The following is a 23,392-nucleotide window of genomic DNA, read 5'->3' as shown; positions in this document are numbered from 1 at the left end:
CACAGTACACCGGGCGGGATTCGAACCCGCGACCTCTCGATTATCAGTCGAAGTAACAGCGATCTTCACCACGGACGGTGATGGGGTTGGCGGGGAACGGGCGACGCTGTTGCTGCCCTTGCGGGCGATCCGCCTTTCGGCGCGCAGGGTTCGAACCTGCTCGGCGCTCTCGCGCCTTCACCACGAAGTAACAGACATCTTCACCACCGCCAGACCGATGCTTTCGCATCGGCTGTTGAGGGGTACGCTGGGGAACGGGCGATATCGGCTCTCAGTGACGACAACACAGGCGCCGTCCTTGCGGACGGATCCTGCGCCGGGCCGCGTGCGAACCTTTTCCGAGGCCGCATCCCGGTGCGTGTGTCAAAGGCGGGGTTCGAGCCCGCTTTACCGCGGAGGAAGTATCCGACATCTTCACCACCAGCGTCGGTTGAGCCGCGATCGTCGCGACAAACCGAACTACGAAATTTCTATCGCGGCGCTGTCGACGCGCCGCCAATTGCGAACCCTCAGGGTTCGCTCTGCCATCGGTTTCCGGCTCTTCGCCTCGTCCCCTCCGGCAGGCCCCGCGCGCTTGGGCACGCGCATCGTTTGCGCGAGCCCCGAGATCCGGGTCTCTCGTTCCGGCCATGGCCGGGATGTTCGAACGAGCCGCGCGGCGGGCAACAAAAAACCCTCCGGAGCGGCAGGCTCGGGAGGGTCCGTGAGAAGCGGACTGTCGATCTTGCGGTCAGGCAAGATCGCTCCCATGAGCCAGGCATGCGCAATCGATTGGCCGGAGGCCATTCGACAGTCGCGCAAATCTTTCGTAGCTGTGCTTCATCACTGGGTTCATGCGTTTACGAACGGAAGTGTTCGTGAGGGCGCGGGACATACGCCCGCAACTTGCGGATGTCAAGCGACGCGAATGTGAAACTCGCGAGACGGGAAAGCGCGACGTGCCAAACTATCTCGGTCTCGATGGATTTCGGTTCGGCTGGGTTGCTGCCTGGATCGACGAGCGCGGCCAACATGGATTCGATTATGCACCTGGCCTGACGCGTCTGCTTGCGATGCCGCATGCGCGTGCGATGATCGACATGCCGATCGGGCTGAAGCCGAGCGGCTATCGTACGTGCGATTTGCATGCGCGCGAACTCATCGGCCCCGCCGTGTTTCTCGGGGCTCGCCGCGACCTCTGGAGATTTCCGGACATGGCCGCGGCGAACGGGCATTACTGGGAGCGCGAAGGCAAGGGCAGGGGCATCTCCGCGCAGCTCTGGAATATCAGGGACAAGATCAGGGACGTCGACGAGATCATGACGCCGGCGCGGCAAGCGACGATCGGCGAGGCACATCCGGAATTGATCTTCTGGAATCTTGCGGGGTGCGTCCGGCTTGCGACGAAGACATCGGCGGATGGTCGCGAGCAGCGCATTGCACTGCTGATGCAGCGCGGCTTCACGCGTTTGCCGAAATGGCTGACGCACCGCCACGGCACCGGCATCGGCCGCGACGATCTCATCGATGCCTGTGCCTGCGCGGTCGCTGCACGCGACAGCACGGAGCGCGTCGGCGGCGATGAAATCGATCCGCGCGGTTTGCGGATGGAGATCAATTACTGATGCGGCCGGCGGGTCATACATTCGGGAAAAACAGGCAAATTATTTGAACCCCGCAGGAACTGGCGATGACCGGTCTGCGTTCCCCGTGCGAACCTGTTTGAGAGAAGCTCGTGCGATGAATGATGCCAGTCAGTTCGCGACCGCCATGCTCGCGCTCGTTTTCGTCGGAGCATTGCTCGTCACCGGGCAGCTCTTCATCGAGCAGCGCGCCCAACGCGACGCGGTCTACGCCACTACGCACCTGCTGCGGCCGTTGTGATCGAGATTCTTCGACAGAGATCGGTGTAACGACGGCCCGGCCTTGCGCCATGTCCCGGCTCGCCTAGATTAGTCAGAATCTCACGCAAGCAGCCGGGGTCCCCATGCCTGATTTATCCGTCTTTCCGATCACCACGCGTTGGCCGGCGAAGAATCCCGAATTGCTTCAGCTTTATTCGCTGCCGACGCCGAACGGCGTGAAGGTCTCGATCATGTTGGAGGAGATCGGGCTGCCGTACGAGGTCCATCTCGTCGATTTCGGCAAGGACGATCAGAAAACGCCGGAGTTCCTCTCCCTCAATCCGAACGGCAAGATCCCGGCGATCCTCGATCCCAACGGTCCAGGCGGCAAGCCGTTGCCACTGTTCGAGTCCGGTGCGATCCTGCAATATCTCGCGGAGAAGACCGGCAAGCTGCTGCCGCAGGATGCCGGGCGGCGCTATCAGACCCTCCAGTGGCTGCATTTCCAGATGGGCGGCATCGGGCCGATGTTCGGCCAGGTCGGCTTCTTCCACAAATTCGCCGGCAAGGACTTTGAGGACAAGCGGCCGCTGGAGCGTTACGTCGGTGAGTCCAAGCGCCTGCTCGGCGTGATGGAGACGCATCTGTCCGGGCGGCAGTGGTTCATGGATGACGAGTACACCATCGCCGACATTTCCATGCTCGGCTGGGTTCGCAACCTCATCGGCTTCTACGGCGCTGGCGATCTGGTCGCATTCAACCAGTTCAAGTCGGTCGGTGCCTGGCTCGAGCGTGGGCTGGCGCGCCCGGCCGTGCAGCGCGGCTTGAACATTCCGAAGCGACCTTGAATCTAGCTCAGCGCCTTGTAGGTCATGTAGAGCGCCATCAGAGCGACGAGGGCGATCATGCTCCGGCGCAGCACCGTCTTGTTGACGCCGTTGGCCGCGCGGGCGCCGAGATCGGTCCCGACCCAGAGGCCGGCAACAATTCCGATGATGGCGGGCCAGCCGACCATCAGCCCCTTGCTCCAATAGATCCACGCTGCCGGAATGTTGGTCGGGATCACCGAGAAGATCAGGCTGACGAGTTGCGCCTGATGCTGTGGCACGCGCAAGCCCGCGGCGAGGCCGACTGTGATCGCGAGGCCGCCACCGATGCCCATGAAACCGGAGGAGAAGCCGGCAAGCCCACCGATGAGGAGCAGGGGAGGCCAGGGCAACTTGTCGCGATCACCGGCGCCGTCCCCGTCCTTGCGGTCGCTCCGCAGGATCAGCAGCGCGATCAGCGCGACGAGATAGGCGACATAGGTCCATTGCAGCACCGCGTCGGAGACGGCGGCTGCGGCATAGCCGCCGCCCATACCGCCGATCAGAAATCCGATGCCGATCCAGACGATCCATGGCAACGGGCTGCGATTGCCGCTCTGCCAGTAACGGCGCGCGCCCGCGAGGCCCGTCGGCGGTATCTGCGTGATCAGCGACGTGCCCTGAGCGACGTGCTGTTCGGCGCCGAGCAGCAGCACGCTGAAGATGACGAGGCCGCCACCCGGACTGGTGCCGCTGAAGCCCGATGCCAGCCCCGCGACGAGGCCGACACCGCCGCCGGCGAGAAGCTCGTGAATCCAGGACATCGCTTACGTCCTGGTTCGCCGCTTCATATCGGCCGTGGTCGGGCGAAAGCCGTCAATCACGGTGGTGACCGTCGCCATGCAGGCTGCGACGTCAAAATCTTCGCCCCAGCATTTTTGCAGCACAAAGCCCTGGAAAATCGCGATCAGCATGCGCGCGATCGCATCGGCGCCGATGTCGCGCCTGATCAGGCCGTCGTGTTGCCCGCGCTCGACCAGCGCCACGATCAGCGCGCGCGGCATGTCGATGCCCTCGACGACGCTGATACGAACGCGGCGGTTGCGCAGCGCCTCGGCCCAGCCGTGGATGCCGACACGGCGCCGTGCTTCGCCCATCGGGTCGGTCAGCCACTGCGCATAGACGCGCGCCAGCGCGTGCAGTCCCTCGATCGGATCGCCGGAGCCTTGTGCGACCGAGTTGAGGATAGCCTCGCGGCGATGCCGATCGTCGGCGAGCGCCTCGATCAGATCGTCCTTGCTCTGGAAGTAGAGATAGACCGCGCCGTGGCTCAGGCCCGACCGCTTGACGATGGCGGCCATGCCGGTCTGGTGAAATCCGTCTTCGGAGAAGCAGGCCAGCGCCGCTTCGAGGATCTGCTGACGCCGGTCTTCCCGCTTCTTGTCGCTGATCTTGGGCATCCATCCGGTCCATAAATAACTGACAGATCGATCGTTTTAGAAAAATGCCAAGACCAGCTCAGCTATAGCCGATCCATATAAAAAACGATCAGTCAGTCATTAATATTCGCGGAAAGGACCTTGGTCAAGCCTGGACGGCTGGGCCTTGGAAGGGAGGATGAAGTATGGGTGGCTGCGAAGGCGCTGCCGCCTAGAACAGCCGTCCGCCGTTCGGCACCGGCTTGCTCGGCTGCATCAGCACGACCTTGCCGTCGGCATCGGGGAAGCCGAGCGTCAGCACCTCCGAGACGACAGGTCCGATCTGGCGCGGCGGGAAATTGACGACGGCGGCGACCTGCTGTCCGACCAGTGTCTCGAGCGGATGGTTTTCGGTGATCTGTGCCGAGCTCTTGCGCACGCCGATGGCCGGGCCGAAGTCGATCCACAGCCGCCAGGCCGGCTTGCGCGCTTCAGGAAACGGCTTTGCGTCGACGATGGTGCCGACGCGGATATCGACTGCGAGGAACGTATTGAAGTCGATGGTCGGCGAGGCGGATGCGGCGGGATCGTGGGTGACGTGCATTGGTATGTCCGTTCGGAAGAGGTCGAAGGCGTCGTTCGCAATATTGTCGCGTGATCAGGAGTTGCGTACAACGCCACGGGACGTGAAACGCCCTAGAGATCACTCACGACGCATGCGCGAGGACCGTCTTGCCCAACATCATCTACGGTATCAAGAACTGCGACACCATGAAGAAGGCGCGCACTTGGCTCGACACTCATGGCGTCGCTTACGAGTTCCACGATTATAAGGCGGCCGGCGTCGAAAAGGACAAGCTCAAGCAATGGAGCGACAAGCTCGGCTGGGAAACGCTGCTCAATCGTGCCGGTACGACCTTCAAGAAGTTACCCGACGCCGACAAGGAGGGCCTGACGGAAAAGAAGGCGCTGGCGCTGATGCTAGCGCAACCATCGATGATCAAGCGGCCGGTGCTTGAGATCGGCGGCAAGCTCCTGGTCGGGTTCAAGCCTGATATCTACGACAAGGAAGTCGGCGCAAAGGCAAGCAAGAGCTAATTCAGCTCGATGATCTCGGCGCTGACGGCGGGACCGGACTGATCGGCGAATTCCACGACGTCGGCGGCCGCGATGCGGCCGGGGGCGCGGTGAAGCAGATCGCGGTCGATCACCGTGCGCAGTTTCGGCCGCGGCGGCGCGTCATTTCCGCGCAGCAGATCCTTGATCTCGAAGCCGCCGTCCTCGCAGAAGGTCTTCACCGACGCGATGATGTGGCTGACCTTGTCGTCGGTCAGGAAAGGCAGCAACAGCCGTTCATAAGCGACGACACGGCCGTAGATGTCGTCGACATCGGCGACGCTATAGACCGGAAGTCCACGCGCGATGCATTCGTGATAGATCGGCATCACGAAAGGCGCCATTCGCGGCCCGACATAGTCCTCCAGCAGGATTCCCTTGCCGGTATGGCCGTAGGCGCGGGAGATCCGCGTGCCTTCGCTCTGGATGGTCAGGCGCGGCGTCGGCGTCGAATTGTCCACTGTGTAGTAGATGAGATCGGACAGTTCTTCCTCGAGCCGCGCGGGCTGATATTCCCAGATCGCAGGTGCAACCTGATGACGCGCGTAAAGTCGCAGCCACGTGTTCAGCAGGTCACGTTGCTTGATCGATTTGACGACGGAAGGAGCAGCGCTGGCAAAATCCAAAACAATAGTCCCGGCGAGTGAAACCCGCTGATAATCTCGCTCGCGGGAAAATTTTTGATGAAGGCTGGCGCACGGAAGCAAAGACCGTTAACGACGACTTGATGACCGGTGTCTTGTGAGCCGGGAAGCCGGCAGGCGACATCACGAGGCCTCCGACTAAGGGAGCATGAGGCTCCCCGCCAAAGGCCTGACCTGCTCAGCTTTCCGCCTTGCCTAACCCCCGTCACCTCCGGCATATTCCGCGCCCGGAGGCGGTGTTCCGGAACAGGCTCCAAGGCCTCCGGAAAGCCGAATTAACAAGGATAGCTACGCGTATTGCGCGGGCAGGGGGAAATCTGTTTGGCCGATGAGTTCATTCTCGAAACGGAAGGCTTGACCAAGGAGTTCGCGGGCTTCTTCGCCGTCCGCGACGTTGCGCTCAAGGTTCGCCGTGGGAGTATCCACGCGTTGATCGGCCCGAACGGTGCCGGCAAGACGACGTGCTTCAATCTTCTGACCAAGTTCCTCAAACCGTCTGCCGGAAAAATCCTGTACAAGGGACAGGACATCACCGCGATGGCGCCCGCAGACGTGGCACGCCTGGGGCTGGTGCGTTCGTTCCAGATCTCGGCGGTATTTCCGCATATGACAGCGCTGGAGAATGTTCGTGTCGCGCTCCAGCGCCAGCACGGCAGCTCCTTTGATTTCTGGCGCTCCAAGTCGGTGCTGAATCAGTTCAACGACCGGGCGCGCGAGCTATTGAACGATGTGGGTCTCAGCGAGTTCGCCAACACGCCAGCGGTCGAGATGGCCTATGGGCGCAAGCGCGCGCTCGAGATCGCAACCACGCTCGCGCTCGATCCGGAAATGATGCTTCTGGACGAACCGATGGCCGGCATGGGTCACGAGGACATCGACAAGATCGCGGCGCTGATCAAGCGGATCTCGGCGAAATACACCATCCTGATGGTCGAGCATAATTTGAGCGTCGTCGCCAATCTCTCCGACATCATCACCGTGCTGACGCGCGGGCAGGTGCTCGCGCAGGGGCATTATTCCGAGCTCACCAAGGACGAGCGCGTCAAGGAAGCTTATCTGGGAGCCGGTCATGCCTGAGACTGCAATGGCTGAGGCCCCGGTGACGGCTGCATCCGGCGGCAATATCCTCCAGGTTCGCAACTTGGAGGCCTGGTACGGCGAGTCCCACATCCTGCACGGGATCAATTTCGACGTGAATGCGGGCGAGGTCGTTACGCTGTTGGGGCGCAACGGCGCCGGCAAGACGACCACGTTGAAGTCGATCATGGGAATCATCGGCAAGCGTACCGGTTCGGTCAAGTTCAACAACCAGGAGATCATCCGCACGACCTCCGACAAGATCGCGCGCATGGGTATCGCGTTCTGTCCGGAGGAGCGGGGAATTTTCTCCAGCCTCGACGTGAAGGAGAACCTGCTGCTGCCACCGGTGGTGCGCGCAGGCGGATTGCCGCTCGAGCAGATCTTCGACCTGTTTCCGAACCTGAAGGAACGGCTGAGCAGCCAGGGCACCAAGCTGTCCGGCGGCGAGCAGCAGATGCTCGCGATCGCGCGCATCCTGCGCACCGGCGCAAGCTTTCTGATGCTGGACGAGCCGACCGAAGGTCTGGCACCCGTCATCATCCAGCAGATCGGTCACACCATTGCGCGGCTCAAGAAGGAGGGCTTCACGATCCTTCTGGTCGAGCAGAACTTCCGCTTCGCCTCCACCGTCGCCGATCGCTATTACGTGGTCGAGCACGGCAAGATCATTGACGGATTTTCCAATGCGGAGCTTGCCGCCAACATGGACAAGCTCCACACCTATCTCGGCGTCTAGTACGGCCAACGGTCGACACGAGAGGATTTACGAGGGAAGTAGCATGACAAAGTCGATTGCATCGTTGTTGCTCGGCACGGCATTGGCCGTGACCACAGCTGGCGCCGCCTTCGCACAGGACAAAGCCGTCAAGATCGGCGCATTGTCCGATCAGTCCGGTCTCTATGCCGACCTCGGTGGGCCCGGCTCGACGCTTGCGGCGCAGATGGCGGTTGAAGATTCGGGCCTCGCCGCGAAGGGTTGGAAGATCGACATCATCTCGGGTGACCACCAGAACAAGCCTGACATCGGCACCGCGATCGCGCGGCAATGGTTCGACGTCGACAAGGTCGACATCATCGTGGACGTGCCGAACTCCGGCGTGGCACTCGCGGTCAACAATGTCGTCAAGGAAAAGAACGGCGTCTACATCAATTCCGGTGCGGCGACCTCGGACCTCACCAACGCGCAGTGCTCGCCGAACACCGTGCACTGGACCTACGACACCTACATGCTGGCTCACACCACGGGTCAGGCGCTGGTGAAGGCCGGCGGCGACACCTGGTTCTTCCTGACAGCAGACTACGCCTTCGGTGCGGCGCTGGAGCGCGATACCACTGCGGTCGTCACCGCCAATGGCGGCAAGGTGGTCGGCGGGGTCAAGCATCCGCTCAACACGCCGGACTTCTCCTCGTTCCTGCTCCAGGCGCAGGCCTCCAAAGCCAAGATCATCGGCCTTGCCAATGCCGGTGGTGACACCACCAACACGATCAAGCAGGCTGCCGAGTTCGGTATCGGCAAGGGGGGCCAGAAGCTCGCCGCGCTGCTGCTGTTCCTCACCGACGTCAAGGCGATCGGATTGGAGACCGCGCAGGGCCTCAACTTCACCGAGACGTTCTACTGGGACATGAACGACCAGACCCGGGCCTTCTCCAAGCGGTTCTCGGAGAAGATGAAGAACGGCGCGATGCCGACCATGGTGCAGGCGGGTGTCTATGCAGGCGTGCGCCACTATCTGAAGGCGCTGGAAGCGCTCGGCGGCAATCCGCATGACGGCGTCAAGGTCGTCGACAAGATGAAGTCGATGCCGACCGAAGACGATCTGTTCGGCAAGGGCGAGATCCAGCCGAACGGCCGCACCATCCACAACGCCTATCTGTTCGAGGTGAAGAAGCCCTCCGAGTCCAAGGGACCGTGGGACTTCTACAAGCTCGTCGGCACCGTGCCGGGCGATCAGGCGTTCACGCCGCTCTCCGAGAGCAAGTGCGCGCTGCTCAAGAAATAAGACCAACAGCCCGCCGGCTGCGTGCCGACGGGCGCTACTTTGGGAAACGCCGAAGGGACTGGGTGCTGGATCGATGCAGGCTCTCTACGCACAGCTACTGGTGGGACTGATCAACGGCTCGTTCTACGCGCTGCTCAGTCTCGGGCTCGCCGTGATCTTCGGCATGCTCAACATCATCAATTTCGCCCATGGCGCGCTCTACATGATGGGCGCCTTCGTCGCCTATTTCCTCCTGAACATCGGCGGCATCAGTTACTGGTGGGCGCTGCTGCTGGCGCCTGTCATCGTCGGCATCTTCGGCATGATCCTGGAACGGACCATGCTGCAATGGTTGACCGGGCTCGATCACCTCTACGGCCTGCTGCTCACCTTCGGCATCGCGCTGATCGTGCAGGGCGTGTTCCAGAACTATTTCGGCTCGTCCGGCTTGCCTTATTCCATTCCGGACCAGCTCAAGGGCGGCGTGAATCTGGGCTTCATGTTCCTGCCGATCTATCGCGGCTGGGTCGTCATCTTCTCGCTGGTGGTGTGTCTGGCCACCTGGTTCCTGATCGAGAAGACGCGGCTTGGCGCCTACCTGCGCGCCGCCACTGAAAATCCGACGCTGGTGCGCGCCTTCGGCATCAACGTGCCGCGCATGATCACGCTCACCTACGGCCTCGGCGTCGGTCTTGCCGCGCTCGCGGGCGTGCTGTCGGCGCCGATCAACCAGGTGCGGCCGCTGATGGGCGCCGACCTCATCATCGTGGTGTTCGCGGTGGTGGTGATCGGCGGCATGGGATCGATCATGGGCTCCATCATCACCGGCTTTGCGCTCGGTGTGATCGAGGGCCTGACCAAATATTTCTACCCCGAGGCCTCCAACACCGTCGTGTTCGTGCTGATGGTGCTTGTGCTCCTGGTGAAGCCAACGGGATTGACGGGAAGGGCAGCCTGATATGACAGCCTTGACGGACGATACGCTGCCGGTCACCCCGCGCGCGATGCGTGACGAGATGATCTTGTTCGTGGTGATGGCGGTGCTGCTCGCGGCCGTGCCATTCAGCGGCATCTACCCCTTCTTCGTGATGCAGGCGCTGTGCTTCGCGCTGCTTGCCTGCGCCTTCAACCTTCTGATCGGCTATGGCGGCTTGCTGTCGTTCGGCCATGCGATGTTCATGGGCACGGCAGGCTATTGCAGTGCGCATGCGCTGAAGGTGTGGGCGCTGCCCCCGGAGCTCGGCGTCCTCGTCGGCATCGCCGCAGCGTTCGTGCTGTCGATCATCACGGGCTATATCTCGATCCGCCGCCAGGGCATCTATTTCTCGATGATCACGCTGGCGCTGTCGCAGCTCCTGTATTTCATCTACCTGCAGGCGCCTTTCACCCATGGCGAGGACGGCATCCAGGGCATTCCGCAGGGGCACATGTTCGGCGTGCTCGATTTGTCCAAGCCGACCGTGCTCTATTATGTCGTGCTCGTCGGCTTCCTCGCCGGCTTCCTGCTGATCTACCGCATCATCAACTCGCCCTTCGGCGAGGTCCTGAAGTCGATCCGCGAGAACGAGCCGCGTGCGATCTCGCTGGGCTACCGGACCGACCAGTACAAGTTCCTGGCGTTCGTCCTGTCGGGGACGCTGGCAGGTTTCGCCGGCGCACTGAAAGTGTTCGTGGCGCAGAACGCCTCGCTCACTGACGTGCACTGGTCGATGTCTGGCGAAGTCGTGCTGATGACGCTGGTCGGCGGTCTCGGCACCATCTTTGGTCCCGTGGTCGGCGCCTTCGTGATCATCGCCATGCAGCAATATCTGGCCGGCTTCGGCCAGTGGGTGACGGTGATCCAGGGCTCGATCTTCGTGATCTGCGTGCTCACCTTCCGCCGCGGCGTCATCGGTGAAATCGCGCATTACTTCCGACGATCGCTGTAACTCATTGATGTAACACAAGTTTCGTTGGCGCGCGAATCCGGTGGATGATCCGGCTCCGCAAGCGCCAGATGACACGCGCGCGACGCGAAAATGGTCTATGACGGTTTTGTGACGGCTCGTTCGGGCCTGCCCATTTCCATCAGGTAGACTATCCCCATGATGCGTTGGTTTCGCGCTTTCCTGCCCAAGGAAGAACGGTTTTTCGACCTGTTCGACCGCCATGCCCAGACCGTGATCCAGGGCGCAATCGCGCTCCAGGGCGTGCTGAACGGCGGCGAGGAGACGCCGGTCTATTGCCAGCGCGTCAGCCAGTTCGAGAACGACGCCGACAACATCACCCGCGAGGTGCTGACAGCGGTGCGCCGCACGTTCATCACGCCGTTCGACCGGGGCGACATCAAGAACCTCATCACCTCGCTGGACGATGCCATCGACCAGATGCAACAGACGGCCAAGGCCGTGATGCTGTTCGAGGTTCGCACCTTCGAGCCGCCGATGCGCGAGATCGGTGCGCTGCTGATCGAGTGCGCCAATCTGGTCGGCCGTGCGCTGCCGCTGATGCAGGAGATCGGCAAGAACGTGGCGATGCTGACCGCGATCACGGAGGAGCTGACCAAGCTCGAGGGCCGCGTCGACGATCTCCACGACATCGGCCTGAAGGAGCTGTTCCTCAAGCACCGCAACGGCAGCGCGATGGACTTCATCGTCGGCGTCGAGATCTACGATCACCTTGAAAAGGTGGCCGATCGCTTCGACGACGTCGCGAACGAGATCAACAGCATCGTCATCGAGCAAGTGTAGCGCATGATCCGGAAAAGTGTGCAGCGGTTTTCCTTCGCGACAAACGCGGAACGCGTTTGCGCGGAGATCATCCGCAAGGCTTAGAGTAGGGGCCACGCCGTGGATGCTGCGTTGGGTCTTCCCGTCCTGGTCGGCTTGGTTGCCGTCGCGCTGCTGTTCGATTTCCTGAACGGCCTGCACGACGCCGCCAATTCGATCGCGACCATCGTCTCGACTCGCGTGCTGCGGCCGCAATTCGCGGTGTTCTGGGCGGCGTTCTTCAATTTCGTCGCCTTCATGGTATTCGGCCTGCACGTCGCCCAGACCATCGGCACCGGCATCATCGATCCCGCCATTGTCGACGCCCAGGTGATCTTCGCGGCGCTGGTCGGCGCCATCGTCTGGAATCTCGTGACCTGGGCGCTCGGCATCCCATCGTCCTCGTCTCACGCCTTGATTGGCGGCTTATTCGGTGCTGGCGTGGCAAAGGCCGGGCTCTCGGCGGCGGTCTGGAGCGGATTGTCCAAAACGGTGATCGCGATCGTGCTGTCTCCGCTCGTCGGCTTCCTGCTTGCGATGATGCTGGTCGCGATCGTGTCGTGGCTTTCGGTGCGCTCGACGCCATTCGCGGTCGACCGCGCCTTTCGCATCCTGCAATTCGCCTCCGCCTCGCTCTATTCGCTCGGCCATGGCGGCAACGACGCGCAAAAGACCATGGGCATCATCGCCGTGCTGCTCTATTCGCAGGGCCAGCTCGGGAGCGAATTCTTCGTGCCGTTCTGGGTGGTACTGTCGTGCCAGGCGGCCATGGCGATGGGGACGCTGATGGGCGGCTGGCGCATCGTGCGTACGATGGGACTGCGGATTACAAAACTGACGCCGATGCAGGGCTTTTGCGCCGAGACTGGCGGCGCGGCGACCCTGTTCATGGCAACCTTCCTCGGGGTTCCCGTCTCGACCACCCACACCATCACCGGCGCCATCGTCGGCGTCGGGGCTGCCCGTCGGCTCTCGGCGGTGCGCTGGAATGTTGCGAGCTCGATCGTCTATGCCTGGGTCATCACGATGCCCGCCTCGGCAATCGTCGCGGCGCTGAGCTGGTGGGCGGTCCAGATCTTCAAGTAACGAGCTTCAGCCCGACGATGCCTGCCACGATCAGCCCGATGCTGGCGAGGCGAAGCGCTGTGGCCGGCTCGCCGAACAGGAAGATGCCGAGCGTGGCCGTGCCGACCGCGCCGATGCCGGTCCAGACCGCATAGGCAGTTCCGACGGGCAGGGACTTCAGAGCAATGCCGAGCAGGATCACGCTGCCGGCCATGGCCGCGAGCGTGATGACGGAGGGAACCAGCCTGGAAAAGCCCTCGGTATATTTCAGGCCAATCGCCCAGGTGATCTCGAGCAGGCCGGCGACGAACAGGACGCTCCAGGCCATGACAACCCTCCATTCAAGGCAGGGCCGTCCCCGCTAGGCTAATATGCTGGTGAACGGGGAGGTCGTCCTCCCCGGAAGCCGATATGGGGCTGGCCGAAGGGCTGTGCAATCACCAAATGAGGCTTGATCGCTCCCATTTTCCCTGCCAAACGCTCCCGCCATGTCCGACATTGCAGCCACCACAGCCGAATCGCCGGCCCGTTCCCCGCTTGCCGCAGAAGTGTCGCGGCGGCGCACCTTTGCGATCATCTCGCACCCGGACGCCGGCAAGACCACGCTGACCGAAAAGCTGCTGCTGTTCGGCGGCGCCATCAATCTCGCCGGTCAGGTCAAGGCCAAGGGCGAGCGGCGCAACACCCGTTCGGATTGGATGAAGATCGAGCGCGAGCGCGGCATCTCGGTCGTGACCTCGGTCATGACCTTCGAGTTCGAGGGCCTCGTGTTCAACCTGCTGGATACGCCAGGCCACGAGGACTTTTCGGAAGACACCTACCGCACGCTGACGGCGGTCGATTCCGCCGTCATGGTGATCGACGCCGCCAAGGGCATCGAGGCGCGCACGCGAAAACTGTTCGAGGTGTGTCGTCTGCGCGATATCCCGATCATCACCTTCATCAACAAGATGGACCGCGAGAGCCGCGACGTGTTCGAGCTGCTCGACGAGATCGAGAAGACGCTGGCGCTCGACACCACGCCGATGACCTGGCCGGTCGGCCGTGGCCGCGACTTCCTCGGCACCTATGACGTCATCAACGGCGGCGTGCGTCTGCTCGAAGGCGGCGGCGCCAAGACCGGTGCAGCGCAGCAGATCGAGATCGCCGAGCTTGCCAAGCTCAACGCCAATCTCGATGCCTCCGCGGTGAAAGACGAACTCGAGCTCGTCACCGAGGCCTCAAAACCGTTCGAGCTCGAGGCATTCCGCGAGGGCCATCTGACGCCGGTCTATTTCGGTAGCGCGCTGCGCAATTTCGGCGTCGGCGACCTGCTCGAAGGTCTTGGCAAGTTCGCTCCCGAGCCGCGCGCTCAGGACAGCGACCAACGCAAGGTCGAAGCCACCGATCCGCGCATGAGCGCGTTCGTGTTCAAGATCCAGGCGAACATGGATCCGAACCACCGCGACCGCATCGCGTTCGCGCGCCTTTGCTCCGGCAAGCTCAGCCGCGGCATGAAGGCGAAGCTGGTACGCACCGGCAAGAGCATGCCGCTGTCGAGCCCTCAATTCTTCTTCGCACAGGACCGTTCGGTGGCGGACGAGGCCTTTGCCGGCGACGTCGTCGGCATTCCCAATCACGGCACGCTGCGCATCGGCGACACGCTGACCGAAGGCGAGGACTTCAATTTCGTCGGCGTGCCGAGCTTCGCGCCGGAAATCGTCCGCCGCGTCCGTCTGACCGACGCGATGAAGGCGAAGAAGCTGAAGGAAGCCCTTCAGCAGATGTCGGAAGAGGGCGTCGTGCAGGTGTTCCGTCCGCGCGACGGGGCCCCGGCGCTGGTCGGCGTGGTCGGCGCACTGCAGCTCGACGTGCTCAAGGCACGGCTCGAAGCAGAATATTCGCTGCCGGTCGAGTTCGAAGTGAGCGAGTTCCAGCTCGCGCGCTGGATCTCCTCGGAGGATCGCAAGAAGCTCGATACCTTCGTTGCCGCCAACACCTCCAGCATCGCCGATGACGTCGACGGCGATCCCGTGTACCTGGCCCGGAACGAGTTCTATCTCGGCTACACCAAAGAGCGCGCCGAAGGCATCGAGTTCACCAACGTCAAGGACGTCAAGAAGAAGGGCTAGGGGCTCGTGCTGCCTACCGCCCTTAGGCTCTGCGGCCACACCCTCCGCTGTCATGCCCCGGCTTGGCAAGCCGGGCGACGACAGCGTACCTGAACGCGAGCATGTGAACGCCCGCAGGGTTGACGCGTTCATTGAGGATGCCACGTTTGTTCGCGTGACATCGCGGGCTCAAAGCATGTGGCGCGGCATTCTCGTTTTCACGTTGTTGGCGATCTCGACCGTTGCCTCCAACGCGCAGCGTCGCCAGATCAATCCAATCCCGTTTGCGCATGAGCCGTGCAGTGTGCTCGATGGTCGGCCTTGCACGCCGTCCTATTGCAGTCCGCTCGAGCCCGGCCCCTGCATTCCCGAGATCGACTATCCCTACGGCGAGAACCTTCAGCTCACGATCGAGAGCGTGCCGGCGGAGGCTGATCGGGCCAAGTATCAAAAGCCGGATCACGATCTCGATACGATCGGCGACCTCTTTGCCGAACTGCGCACGTGCTGGTCGCCGCCGTCCGACAATGTGCGCGCAGGCATGCAGATGGCTGTTCGCTTCAGCTTCAATAAAGCCGGCGGCCTGGTCGGCCCGCCGCGGCTGACTTTTGCGACTGCGGGCGTCCCCGCCGATATCAGAACCACTTACCTCAACGCGATCAATTCGTCTCTGAACGCCTGTCTGCCGCTGAAGTTCACCAGCGGCCTCGGCGGTGCTCTAGCCGGACGACCAATTGCGATCCGCTATGTCGACAATCGCGAGCCCGGAAAGTAGCGCATCAGTTGCGACCGGCGGCCAATCGATGATACCTCAGAGGCGGGGCGCTGGTTCAAGGGGAGGATGTCGTGGGTCTGTTGGTCATGATCCTGGGGCTGGTGCTGTTTTTCGCCGCCCATATTTTCACAACGAAGCGGGACGCACGCGCACAGGCGATCGCGCGCCTGGGTGAGGGGACCTACAAGATCCTCTATTCGGTCGTCTCGCTTGCAGGGCTGGCGCTGATCGTCTGGGGCTTTGCCCACTATCGCGCGACCGGCTGGATCGACGTTTGGTATCCGCCAAAGGCGATGAAGCACATCACGGTCGCGCTGATGCTGCCTGCCGTCATCCTCGTGGTCGCCTCCTACCTGCGAGGGCGCATCTATGCGACGCTGAAGCATCCGATGCTCGCCGGCGTGAAGCTTTGGGCGTTTGCGCATCTGCTCGCCAACGGCGATCTCGGCTCCATCATCCTGTTCGGCTCGTTTCTCGGCTGGGGCGTGTATGACCGCATTTCGCTGAAACATCGCACCGACAGCGGTGGCCCGCCGATCCCGGTGGGCGGCGTCACCAACGATCTGATTGCGATCGCAGTCGGCATCGTCGCCTATCTGGCGCTGGCGTTTGCATTCCATCCTGTCGTGATCGGCGTTCCCGTGATGGGCGGTTAACCGATCAGCGCAACATATCACCTCCGTGCTGATGCGCGGAGTGTGACAAAAGCAACAAGACGAGGGCTCTCCGATGGACTGGTCACGATCTCAGATTCCGCCGATGCGGTCCGAGGCGCGCTTTGGTGATCGGGTGGTGCCGGCCTTCGTCGATCGGCCTTCGAGCTTGTGGGCCATGATAGCGGAGGCCGCCGCGCGCAATGGCGACGGCGAGGCGCTGGTCTGCGGCAATGTCCGGCTGAGCTGGCGGCAAACGGTGGAGCAGGCCGTGCGGATTGCATCGGGCTTTCGCAAGCTCGGCCTGCAACGCGGTGACCGGGTTGCGATCCTGCTCGGCAACCGCATCGAATTTCCGTTGCTGCTGTTCGCTGCCGCGCATGAGGGGCTGGTTACGGTGTTGCTCAGCACGCGCCAGCAGAAACCAGAGATCGCTTATGTGCTCGCCGATTGCGGCGCCAAGATCCTGATCCACGAGGCGGCACTCGCTGAACGGCTGCCGGATGCGCGCGATGTTCCTGACGTGATGCACCGTATTGCCGTCGATGACGACGCGAAGCTTTCGCGCTTCTCGGTGCTGGCGGACAACGCGCCGGCGCCAACGCCGATCGAGACGAACGAGGAAGACACCGCGATGATCCTCTACACCTCGGGCACGACGGGCAAGCCGAAGGGCGCGATGCTGGCCCATTGCAATATCGTGCATTCCTCGATGGTGTTCGTGTCCTGCCTGGAATTGACGGCGTCCGACCGCTCGATAGCAGCCGTCCCACTTGGTCACGTCACCGGCGTCGTCGCCAACATCACCACGATGATCTGCTGCGGCGGCGCGCTGATCATCATGCCGGAATTCAAAGCGGCCGATTACCTCAAGCTCGCGGCGCGCGAGCGCGTCACCTATACGGTGATGGTGCCGGCGATGTACAATCTCTGCCTGCTGCGGCCCGATTTCGATAGCTATGATCTCTCGAGTTGGCGCATCGGCGGCTTCGGGGGCGCGCCGATGCCGGTCGCGACGATCGAGAAGCTGAAGGCAACGATTCCCGGCCTGAAGCTCGCAAATTGCTACGGCGCGACCGAGACGACGTCGCCGTCCACCATCATGCCGGGCGAGCTGACGGCAAGCCATATCGACAGCGTCGGCCTGCCGTGTCCGGGGGCGCGGATCATTGCTATGGGGACGGATGGCCGCGAACTTCCACCCGGCGAGATCGGCGAACTCTGGATTCAGAGCGCCTCCGTCATCAAGGGCTACTGGAACAACCCGAAAGCGACGGCCGAGAGCTTTACCGCCGGCTTTTGGCATTCCGGCGATCTCGGCTCGATCGATCTCGATGGGTTCGTCCGCGTGTTCGACCGCCAGAAGGACATGATCAATCGCGGTGGCCTCAAGATCTACTCGGCCGAGGTCGAATCGGTGCTGGCCGGTCATCCCGCCGTGGTCGAGAGTGCGATCATCGCAAAGCCATGCCCGGTGCTGGGCGAGCGGGTCCACGCGGTCGTGGTCACGCGGGCGCAGGTCGGCAGCGACGACTTGCGGGCCTGGTGCGCCGAGCGACTGTCCGATTACAAGGTGCCGGAGACAATGGTGATCACCGCCGATCCCCTGCCGCGCAACGCCAACGGCAAGGTCCTGAAGCGACAGTTGCGGGAGCTCTGGTAGGGACCTCCCGCATCTCCGGACTATCCCGGATCGCGCGTTAACGCCTTGATCGGCCTTGCTTTGCCTTGCCACCGCCATATCGTTAGGGTATCGCCGCCGCCAAGTGGGGACGGGCTTTCGACGCGCGCGATCTAGCGCGCGCTCCCGGCCGGGCATGGGATTACCTTAAGTGTCTGAATTATTTGACGAAGTCGACGAGGAAGTACGTCGCGAACAGCTCAAAAAGCTGTGGGACAAATATTCGCTCTACTTCATCGCCCTGATGGTGCTGATCGTGGCCGCCGTGGGCGGCTGGCGCGGCTACCAGTACCTGGAGGCCAAGAAGGCCGCCGAGGCGGGCGCCACCTTCGAAAAGGCCGTCGAGCTGTCGGAGCAGGGCAAGCACGCGGAGGCTGAAACAGCTTTCGCCGATCTTGCCGCCAAGGCCCCGTCTGGCTATCGCATCCTGTCGCGGCTGCGTGCCGCAGCAGAGGTGTCGGCTCGCGATCCCAAGGCCGCGGCAAAGATGTTCGACGACATCGTCGCCGACCGCAGCGTCGGCAGCGAGTGGCAGGATTTGGCGAAGATCCGCGCGGCGAGCCTGCTGGTGGACAGCGCGAGCTACGCCGACATCCAGCAGCGGCTGGAAACGTCCGCCGAGCCCAAGTCGACCTTCCGCCACAGCGCCCGCGAGTTGCTGGCGCTGTCGGCCTGGCGCAACAACGATATGACCGCCGCCCGCAAATGGGTCGACGCGATCGCCGAGGACGGCGAAACGCCTCCTAGCCTGCGCTCGCGCGCCGAGGCGCTCCAGGCCCTGCTGCCGCCCGTCGCCAAGAGCTGACGGTCCTGAGAGCTGACTGAGACGAGATATCGATATGCGCCGCACGCCACGTTTGATTGCAGCCGCCGTCCTGATCGCCTTCACGGGCGTCCTGGGCGGCTGCTCCAGCGGCGGATTCGATCCGAGCGACCTGATGGACTTCCTCGACACCAAGAAGAAGCTGCCGGGCGAGCGCAAGCCTGTTTTCCCCGAGGGCGTGCCGGGCCTCGAGCAGGGCGTGCCGAAGGAGATGTACAAGGGCGCGCAGCAACAGCAGGACGCGCCGGCCGTCGCGGCGCTGCCGGCTGAGCCGCCGCCCGCCGAGCCCGCCAAATCGTCAAAATCGGCCAGGGGCAAGAAGACGAGGCAACCGGCCCCCACCGCTGCTGCACCGGCTCAAGCGCCGGCCGGCGAGGTCGACGGCGAGGCTCAGCCCGAGGCGGCACCGGCCGCCCCGCCGCCCAAGCACAAGATCGTTCGCAAACGCACCACCGCGCCGCCGCCGGACCAGCAATCCACTCAGCAGCCGGCGCAACCGGCGCAGCAGACCACCCAGCAACAGCAGACGCAGGGAGCCTTCCCGGCGCCGATGCCCAGCGGCAGTTTCTCGCGCTGATATTTTTCACCGAATTGACAGGCGCAGCCTCCGCGGCGCACGAATGACCAATGTCCTTTACGATCGCCATTATCGGCCGGCCCAATGTCGGCAAGTCGACGCTGTTCAACCGCCTGGTCGGGCAGAAGCTCGCGCTGGTCGATGACCTGCCGGGCGTCACCCGCGACCGACGCGAGGGTGAGGCCAGGCTCGGCGATCTCGAATTCACCATCATCGATACCGCCGGTCTCGATGAGGGCGCCAAGGGCTCGCTGACTGCGCGCATGCAGGAGCAGACCGAGGCCGCGATCGCGCAGGCCGATGCCCTGTTCTTCGTGATCGATGCCCGCATCGGCCTCACGCCGACGGACCGCGCCTTCGCCGATTTCGCCCGCAAGGCCGACAAGCCGGTGCTGCTGGTCGCCAACAAGAGCGAAGGCAAGCATGGCGATGCCGGCGCCATGGAATCCTTCGCGCTTGGCCTCGGCGATCCCATCCAGATTTCCGCCGAGCATGGCGAAGGCATGGGCGAGCTCTACGACGCGCTTGCCAAGCTGATGCCGGAGCCTGTCGAGGAGGATGAGGCCGAGGACGACGAGCCGATCTCCGAGGAAGAGGCTGCAACGCGCCCGATCCGGGTGGCCATCGTCGGCCGTCCCAATGCCGGCAAGTCGACGCTGATCAACCATCTGCTCGGCGAAGAGCGCCTGCTGACGAGCCCGGAAGCCGGCACCACGCGCGATTCCATCGCAGTCGAGATCAACTGGAAGGGCCGCGAGTTTCGGGTGTTCGACACCGCAGGTCTTCGCCGGCGCTCGCGCATCGAGGAGAAGCTGGAGAAGCTCTCGGTCGCCGATGCACTGCGTGCGGTGCGCTTCGCCGAAGTCGTCGTGATGATGATGGATTCGCAGAATCGCTTCGAGGAGCAGGATCTGCGCATCGCCGATCTGATCGAGCGCGAGGGCCGCGCGGTCGTGCTTGCCGTCAACAAATGGGACCTGATGGAAACCAAGGGCGGCGGCGCGATTTCGGGGCTGCGCCGCGATGCCGACCATTTGCTGCCGCAGCTCAAGGGCGTGCCGATCGTCGCCGTCTCCGGCCTGATGGGCGAGGGCATTGATCGCCTGATGCAGGCGATCCAGGACGCCTACGCGCTCTGGAACCGGCGCGTGCCGACGTCAGCGCTCAATCGCTGGTTCGAGCAGGCGGTCCAGGCCAATCCGCCGCCGGCCGTCTCAGGACGCCGGCTGAAGCTGAACTACATCACCCAGACCAAGGCGCGCCCGCCGAGCTTTGTCTTGTTCTGCTCGCGCGCGGACGCGGTGCCGCAGTCTTATTTGCGCTACCTCATCAACTCGATGCGTGAGGCCTTCGATCTGCCGGGCACGCCGGTGCGCATTACCCTGCGCGAGAAGGCCAATCCGTTCGCCCACAAGCGCAAGCGGCCGTCGTGAGCGGCGATGCCGGCGAGGCGATAGCGCAAGGCGCTGCGCCGATCCGGCGCGGGGCCGCCGCCTTCATCTTCGTCACCATCCTGCTCGACATGCTCGCGCTCGGGGTGATCATGCCGATCTTGCCCAAGCTGATCGGGAGTTTTGTCGGCAACGACACCGCGCATGCGGCCCGCATCTTCGGCCTGTTCGGCACCGCATGGGCGCTGATGCAATTCGTGTTCTCGCCCCTGCTCGGCGCGCTGTCGGATCGTTTCGGCCGCCGGCCGGTGGTGCTGCTGTCGAATTTCGGGCTTGCCGCCGACTACGTGTTGATGGCGCTGGCGCCGTCGTTGAACTGGCTGTTCGTCGGTCGCGTGATCTCAGGCATCACCTCGGCCAGCATCTCGACCGCCTTTGCCTATATCGCCGACATCACGCCGCCGGAGCGGCGCGCTGCGGTCTTTGGCAAGATCGGTGCGGCATTCGGCGCCGGCTTCATTCTCGGCCCGGCGCTGGGCGGTCTGCTCGGCGATATCGATCCGCGACTGCCGTTCTGGGCATCGGCCGCTCTCAGCCTTGCCAATGCGCTCTATGGGGTGTTCGTCCTGCCGGAATCGCTGGCCCCCGACAAACGCGCGCCGTTCCGCTGGACCAGCGCCAATCCGATCGGTGCGCTTCATCTGCTGCGCTCCAGCGCGGCGCTGGCGGCGTTATCGGTCGTCAACTTCATCGCGCAGGTCGCGCATGTCGTGCTGCCCTCGACCTTCGTGCTCTATGCGACCTATCGCTATGGCTGGGATTCCAAGACGGTGGGACTGACGCTCGCGATGGTCGGCATCTGCGCCATGGTGGTGCAGGGGCTCGCGATCGGCCCGATCGTGCGCGTGCTGGGCGAGCGCAACGCGTTGCTGCTTGGCCTGTGCTGTGGCGCGCTCGGCTTTATCGTTCTCGGCACCGCGCCGACCGGGCCGCTCTCCTGGATCGGTATTCCGATTCTGGCGCTGTGGGGCATCTCGGGAGCCGCGTCTCAAGCGTTGATGACGCGGCTGGTGGCGCCCGATCAGCAGGGCCAGTTGCAGGGCGCGACTTCGAGCGTGCAGAGCGTGTCACAGCTCGTCGGCCCGTTCCTGTTCACGCTGACGTTTTCCTATTTCATCGGCGCCGGCGCGCCGCTGCATCTGCCCGGCGCACCGTTCTTGCTTGCCGCAGCCTTGATGGTGGTGTGCGTGGCGATCGCTGTGCGGACCCTCGCGACCGCAAAGACGGTCCCGTAGAGTGGGCAAAGGCGCCCTTGCGCCGTGCCCACGATCTCTCTCGATCAGGTAAAATGCGTGGGCACGCTTCGCTTTGCCCACCTACGGCAGTCTCGTTCCGGGCTAGGAACGAGAATGCCCGGGACTAGCCCGGGCATGACGTCGTGGAGTTAGAGACCCTTACGCGCTTACTTCTTCACCAGCGGACATTCGCTGTCCTTGAGCGGCCTTGCGGCGTCTTCCGCAGAAATGGTCGAGACCAGCTTGTAATAGTCCCAAGGGCCCTTCGACTCTTCAGGCTTCTTCACCTCGAACAGATAGGCCGGGATGATGCGGCGGCCGTCCTCGCGAAGCGGGCCCTTGCCGAACAGCGGGTCGTCGGTCGGGATTTCTTTCATCTTGGCGACGACCTTGGCGCCGTCATGCGGATTGCCGCCGAGCGCCTCGAGCGCCTTGAGGTAATGAATCACGCCGGCATAGTTGCCGGCCTGGGTCATCGACGGCATTGCCTTGTTGGCCGTCTTTTCCTGGAAACGCTTCGACCAGGCGCGCGTGGCATCGTTGAGGTCCCAGTAGAAGGATTCCGTGAAGGTCAGGCCGTGCGCGGTCTTGAGGCCGAGCGAGTGGACGTCGTTGATGAACAGCAGCAGCGCTGCGAGCTTCTGGCCGCCCTCGACGATGCCGAATTCCGCCGCCTGCTTGATCGAGTTGGTGGTGTCGCCGCCGGCGTTGGCAAGCCCGACGATCTTTGCCTTCGAGTTCTGCGCCTGGAGCAGGAAGGATGAGAAGTCGGAGGTGTTGAGCGGATGCTTGACGCCGCCGAGCACCTTGCCGCCATTCGCGGTCACGACCGCGCTGGTGTCGCGCTCGAGCGCCGCACCGAAGGCGTAGTCGGCGGTCAGGAAGAACCAGCTGTCACCACCGGCCTTGGTCAGCGCCTTGCCGGTGCCGGTGGCGAGCATGTAGGTGTCGTAAGTATAGGAGATGGTGTTGGCGTTGCAGGCCTTGCCGGTGAGGTCGGCGCTGGCGCCGCCATTGTTGAGCAGGACGACGTTCTTTTCCTTGGCGACGTTGCTGACCGCCAGCGCCACGCCCGAGTTCGGCGTGTCCGTGATCATGTCGACCTTCTGGGTGTCGATCCACTGCCGCGCGATGTTGACGCCGACATCAGGCTTGTTCTGGTGGTCGCCGCTGACGACCTCGATTTTCCAACCCTTGGCAGCCAGACCGGAATCCTCGACCGCCATCTTGACCGCCACCACGGAGCCGGGACCGCCGATGTCGGCGTAGAGGCTGGACATGTCGTTGAGCACGCCGATCGTGACGGTCTTGTCTTGAGCGGAAGCGGGTGATGCAAATCCGAAAGCGGCGGCACAGGCCAGAAGGGCCGCAGAGCGGCGCGCGAACATCGTCATAAAAGGTTTCCTCCATTGTCAAATATGCGGACGGC

The 23,392-nt window shown here is 63.2% G+C and carries 25 protein-coding genes; 19 read left to right on the top strand and 6 right to left on the bottom strand.

Annotation, left to right across the window (positions count from 1 at the left end; genetic code table 11):
* Positions 1-938: 938 nt before the first annotated feature.
* The 3 genes from L6637_RS05010 to L6637_RS05000 all read left to right on the top strand — a co-directional run bounded on the left by L6637_RS05010 (position 939) and on the right by L6637_RS05000 (position 2,671).
* Positions 939-1,604, top strand: a complete 666-nt coding sequence (locus tag L6637_RS05010; protein ID WP_237858434.1) for a DUF429 domain-containing protein — start codon at positions 939-941, stop codon at positions 1,602-1,604.
* 115 nt (positions 1,605-1,719) lie between these two features.
* Positions 1,720-1,863, top strand: coding sequence for a hypothetical protein (locus L6637_RS05005; protein ID WP_237858431.1), 144 nt, complete (start codon positions 1,720-1,722; stop codon positions 1,861-1,863).
* Positions 1,864-1,966: 103 nt separating this feature from the next.
* On the top strand, positions 1,967-2,671 hold the full coding sequence (locus L6637_RS05000) for a glutathione S-transferase family protein (RefSeq protein ID WP_237858429.1): 705 nt from the start codon (positions 1,967-1,969) through the stop codon (positions 2,669-2,671).
* Between the two features lie 2 nt (positions 2,672-2,673).
* Here the strand turns inward: L6637_RS05000 and L6637_RS04995 are convergent, their stop codons facing one another.
* The 3 genes from L6637_RS04995 to L6637_RS04985 all read right to left on the bottom strand — a co-directional run bounded on the left by L6637_RS04995 (position 2,674) and on the right by L6637_RS04985 (position 4,651).
* Positions 2,674-3,453 (bottom strand): sulfite exporter TauE/SafE family protein, encoded by a 780-nt coding sequence (locus tag L6637_RS04995; RefSeq protein WP_237858428.1) that lies wholly within the window; start codon positions 3,451-3,453, stop codon positions 2,674-2,676.
* Between the two features lie 3 nt (positions 3,454-3,456).
* Positions 3,457-4,089: a TetR/AcrR family transcriptional regulator gene (locus L6637_RS04990; protein WP_237858427.1), complete on the bottom strand. Its 633-nt coding sequence runs from the start codon at positions 4,087-4,089 to the stop codon at positions 3,457-3,459.
* A gap of 190 nt (positions 4,090-4,279) precedes the next feature.
* Positions 4,280-4,651, bottom strand: a complete 372-nt coding sequence (locus L6637_RS04985; RefSeq protein WP_128961888.1) for a tRNA-binding protein — start codon at positions 4,649-4,651, stop codon at positions 4,280-4,282.
* Between the two features lie 128 nt (positions 4,652-4,779).
* On the opposite strand from L6637_RS04985, the gene L6637_RS04980 reads away from it, so the two are divergent.
* Positions 4,780-5,145, top strand: coding sequence for an ArsC family reductase (locus L6637_RS04980; RefSeq protein WP_237858418.1), 366 nt, complete (start codon positions 4,780-4,782; stop codon positions 5,143-5,145).
* Here the strand turns inward: L6637_RS04980 and L6637_RS04975 are convergent.
* The gene (locus tag L6637_RS04975; protein WP_237869422.1) at positions 5,142-5,789 is read right to left on the bottom strand and encodes a PAS domain-containing protein; all 648 of its coding nucleotides are present in this window, start codon (positions 5,787-5,789) and stop codon (positions 5,142-5,144) included. The two genes, L6637_RS04980 and L6637_RS04975, sit on opposite strands and share 4 nt — an antisense overlap.
* A gap of 339 nt (positions 5,790-6,128) precedes the next feature.
* Between L6637_RS04975 and L6637_RS04970 the strand changes: the two genes are divergently transcribed.
* The 7 genes from L6637_RS04970 to L6637_RS04940 all read left to right on the top strand — a co-directional run bounded on the left by L6637_RS04970 (position 6,129) and on the right by L6637_RS04940 (position 12,699).
* Positions 6,129-6,884 (top strand): ABC transporter ATP-binding protein, encoded by a 756-nt coding sequence (locus tag L6637_RS04970; protein WP_027535192.1) that lies wholly within the window; start codon positions 6,129-6,131, stop codon positions 6,882-6,884.
* Positions 6,877-7,623 carry an ABC transporter ATP-binding protein gene (locus L6637_RS04965; protein WP_237858412.1) on the top strand — a complete coding sequence of 249 codons (747 nt, stop codon included), beginning with the start codon at positions 6,877-6,879 and terminating at the stop codon, positions 7,621-7,623. Before L6637_RS04970 ends, L6637_RS04965 begins: the two co-directional genes overlap by 8 nt.
* 43 nt (positions 7,624-7,666) lie before the next feature.
* On the top strand, positions 7,667-8,887 hold the full coding sequence (locus L6637_RS04960) for an ABC transporter substrate-binding protein (RefSeq protein WP_237858411.1): 1,221 nt from the start codon (positions 7,667-7,669) through the stop codon (positions 8,885-8,887).
* A gap of 73 nt (positions 8,888-8,960) precedes the next feature.
* A complete protein-coding gene (locus tag L6637_RS04955) occupies positions 8,961-9,824 on the top strand; it encodes a branched-chain amino acid ABC transporter permease (protein ID WP_237858409.1) in 864 nt (287 codons plus the stop codon).
* Position 9,825: 1 nt separating this feature from the next.
* Positions 9,826-10,794 carry a branched-chain amino acid ABC transporter permease gene (locus L6637_RS04950; protein ID WP_237858407.1) on the top strand — a complete coding sequence of 323 codons (969 nt, stop codon included), beginning with the start codon at positions 9,826-9,828 and terminating at the stop codon, positions 10,792-10,794.
* A 156-nt stretch (positions 10,795-10,950) separates the two neighbouring features.
* The gene (locus L6637_RS04945; RefSeq protein ID WP_128952241.1) at positions 10,951-11,595 is read left to right on the top strand and encodes a DUF47 domain-containing protein; all 645 of its coding nucleotides are present in this window, start codon (positions 10,951-10,953) and stop codon (positions 11,593-11,595) included.
* 99 nt (positions 11,596-11,694) lie between these two features.
* Positions 11,695-12,699: an inorganic phosphate transporter gene (locus tag L6637_RS04940; protein ID WP_237858405.1), complete on the top strand. Its 1,005-nt coding sequence runs from the start codon at positions 11,695-11,697 to the stop codon at positions 12,697-12,699.
* Here L6637_RS04940 and sugE read toward each other — a convergent pair.
* Positions 12,692-13,006: a quaternary ammonium compound efflux SMR transporter SugE gene (sugE, locus tag L6637_RS04935; protein ID WP_237858403.1), complete on the bottom strand. Its 315-nt coding sequence runs from the start codon at positions 13,004-13,006 to the stop codon at positions 12,692-12,694. The genes L6637_RS04940 and sugE overlap by 8 nt on opposite strands.
* Before the next feature lie 160 nt (positions 13,007-13,166).
* Between sugE and L6637_RS04930 the strand changes: the two genes are divergently transcribed.
* The 8 genes from L6637_RS04930 to L6637_RS04895 all read left to right on the top strand — a co-directional run bounded on the left by L6637_RS04930 (position 13,167) and on the right by L6637_RS04895 (position 21,963).
* Positions 13,167-14,789 (top strand): peptide chain release factor 3, encoded by a 1,623-nt coding sequence (locus tag L6637_RS04930; protein ID WP_237858402.1) that lies wholly within the window; start codon positions 13,167-13,169, stop codon positions 14,787-14,789.
* A 175-nt stretch (positions 14,790-14,964) separates the two neighbouring features.
* Positions 14,965-15,543, top strand: a complete 579-nt coding sequence (locus L6637_RS04925) for a hypothetical protein (RefSeq protein WP_237858401.1) — start codon at positions 14,965-14,967, stop codon at positions 15,541-15,543.
* Between the two features lie 71 nt (positions 15,544-15,614).
* Entirely contained in the window at positions 15,615-16,199 is a 585-nt protein-coding gene (locus L6637_RS04920) for an NnrU family protein (protein WP_237858400.1), read from the top strand.
* A gap of 73 nt (positions 16,200-16,272) precedes the next feature.
* Positions 16,273-17,859, top strand: a complete 1,587-nt coding sequence (locus L6637_RS04915; RefSeq protein WP_237869420.1) for a class I adenylate-forming enzyme family protein — start codon at positions 16,273-16,275, stop codon at positions 17,857-17,859.
* Between the two features lie 169 nt (positions 17,860-18,028).
* Positions 18,029-18,682, top strand: coding sequence for a tetratricopeptide repeat protein (locus L6637_RS04910; protein WP_237858398.1), 654 nt, complete (start codon positions 18,029-18,031; stop codon positions 18,680-18,682).
* Between the two features lie 34 nt (positions 18,683-18,716).
* The gene (locus tag L6637_RS04905; RefSeq protein WP_237869418.1) at positions 18,717-19,277 is read left to right on the top strand and encodes a hypothetical protein; all 561 of its coding nucleotides are present in this window, start codon (positions 18,717-18,719) and stop codon (positions 19,275-19,277) included.
* Positions 19,278-19,327: 50 nt separating this feature from the next.
* Positions 19,328-20,710 (top strand): ribosome biogenesis GTPase Der, encoded by a 1,383-nt coding sequence (der, locus tag L6637_RS04900; protein ID WP_237869416.1) that lies wholly within the window; start codon positions 19,328-19,330, stop codon positions 20,708-20,710.
* Complete coding sequence (locus L6637_RS04895) at positions 20,707-21,963, top strand: TCR/Tet family MFS transporter (protein WP_237869414.1); 1,257 nt, start codon at positions 20,707-20,709, stop codon at positions 21,961-21,963. The genes der and L6637_RS04895 overlap by 4 nt, the downstream gene beginning before the upstream one ends.
* Positions 21,964-22,130: 167 nt before the next feature.
* Here the strand turns inward: L6637_RS04895 and L6637_RS04890 are convergent, their stop codons facing one another.
* Positions 22,131-23,357 carry an ABC transporter substrate-binding protein gene (locus tag L6637_RS04890; RefSeq protein WP_377802666.1) on the bottom strand — a complete coding sequence of 409 codons (1,227 nt, stop codon included), beginning with the start codon at positions 23,355-23,357 and terminating at the stop codon, positions 22,131-22,133.
* Positions 23,358-23,392 lie beyond the last annotated feature (35 nt).

The organism is Bradyrhizobium zhengyangense, from assembly GCF_022012435.1.
Taxonomy (GTDB): Bacteria; Pseudomonadota; Alphaproteobacteria; order Rhizobiales; family Xanthobacteraceae; genus Bradyrhizobium; species Bradyrhizobium zhengyangense.
This window is presented reverse-complemented; position numbering and strand designations above follow the sequence as displayed.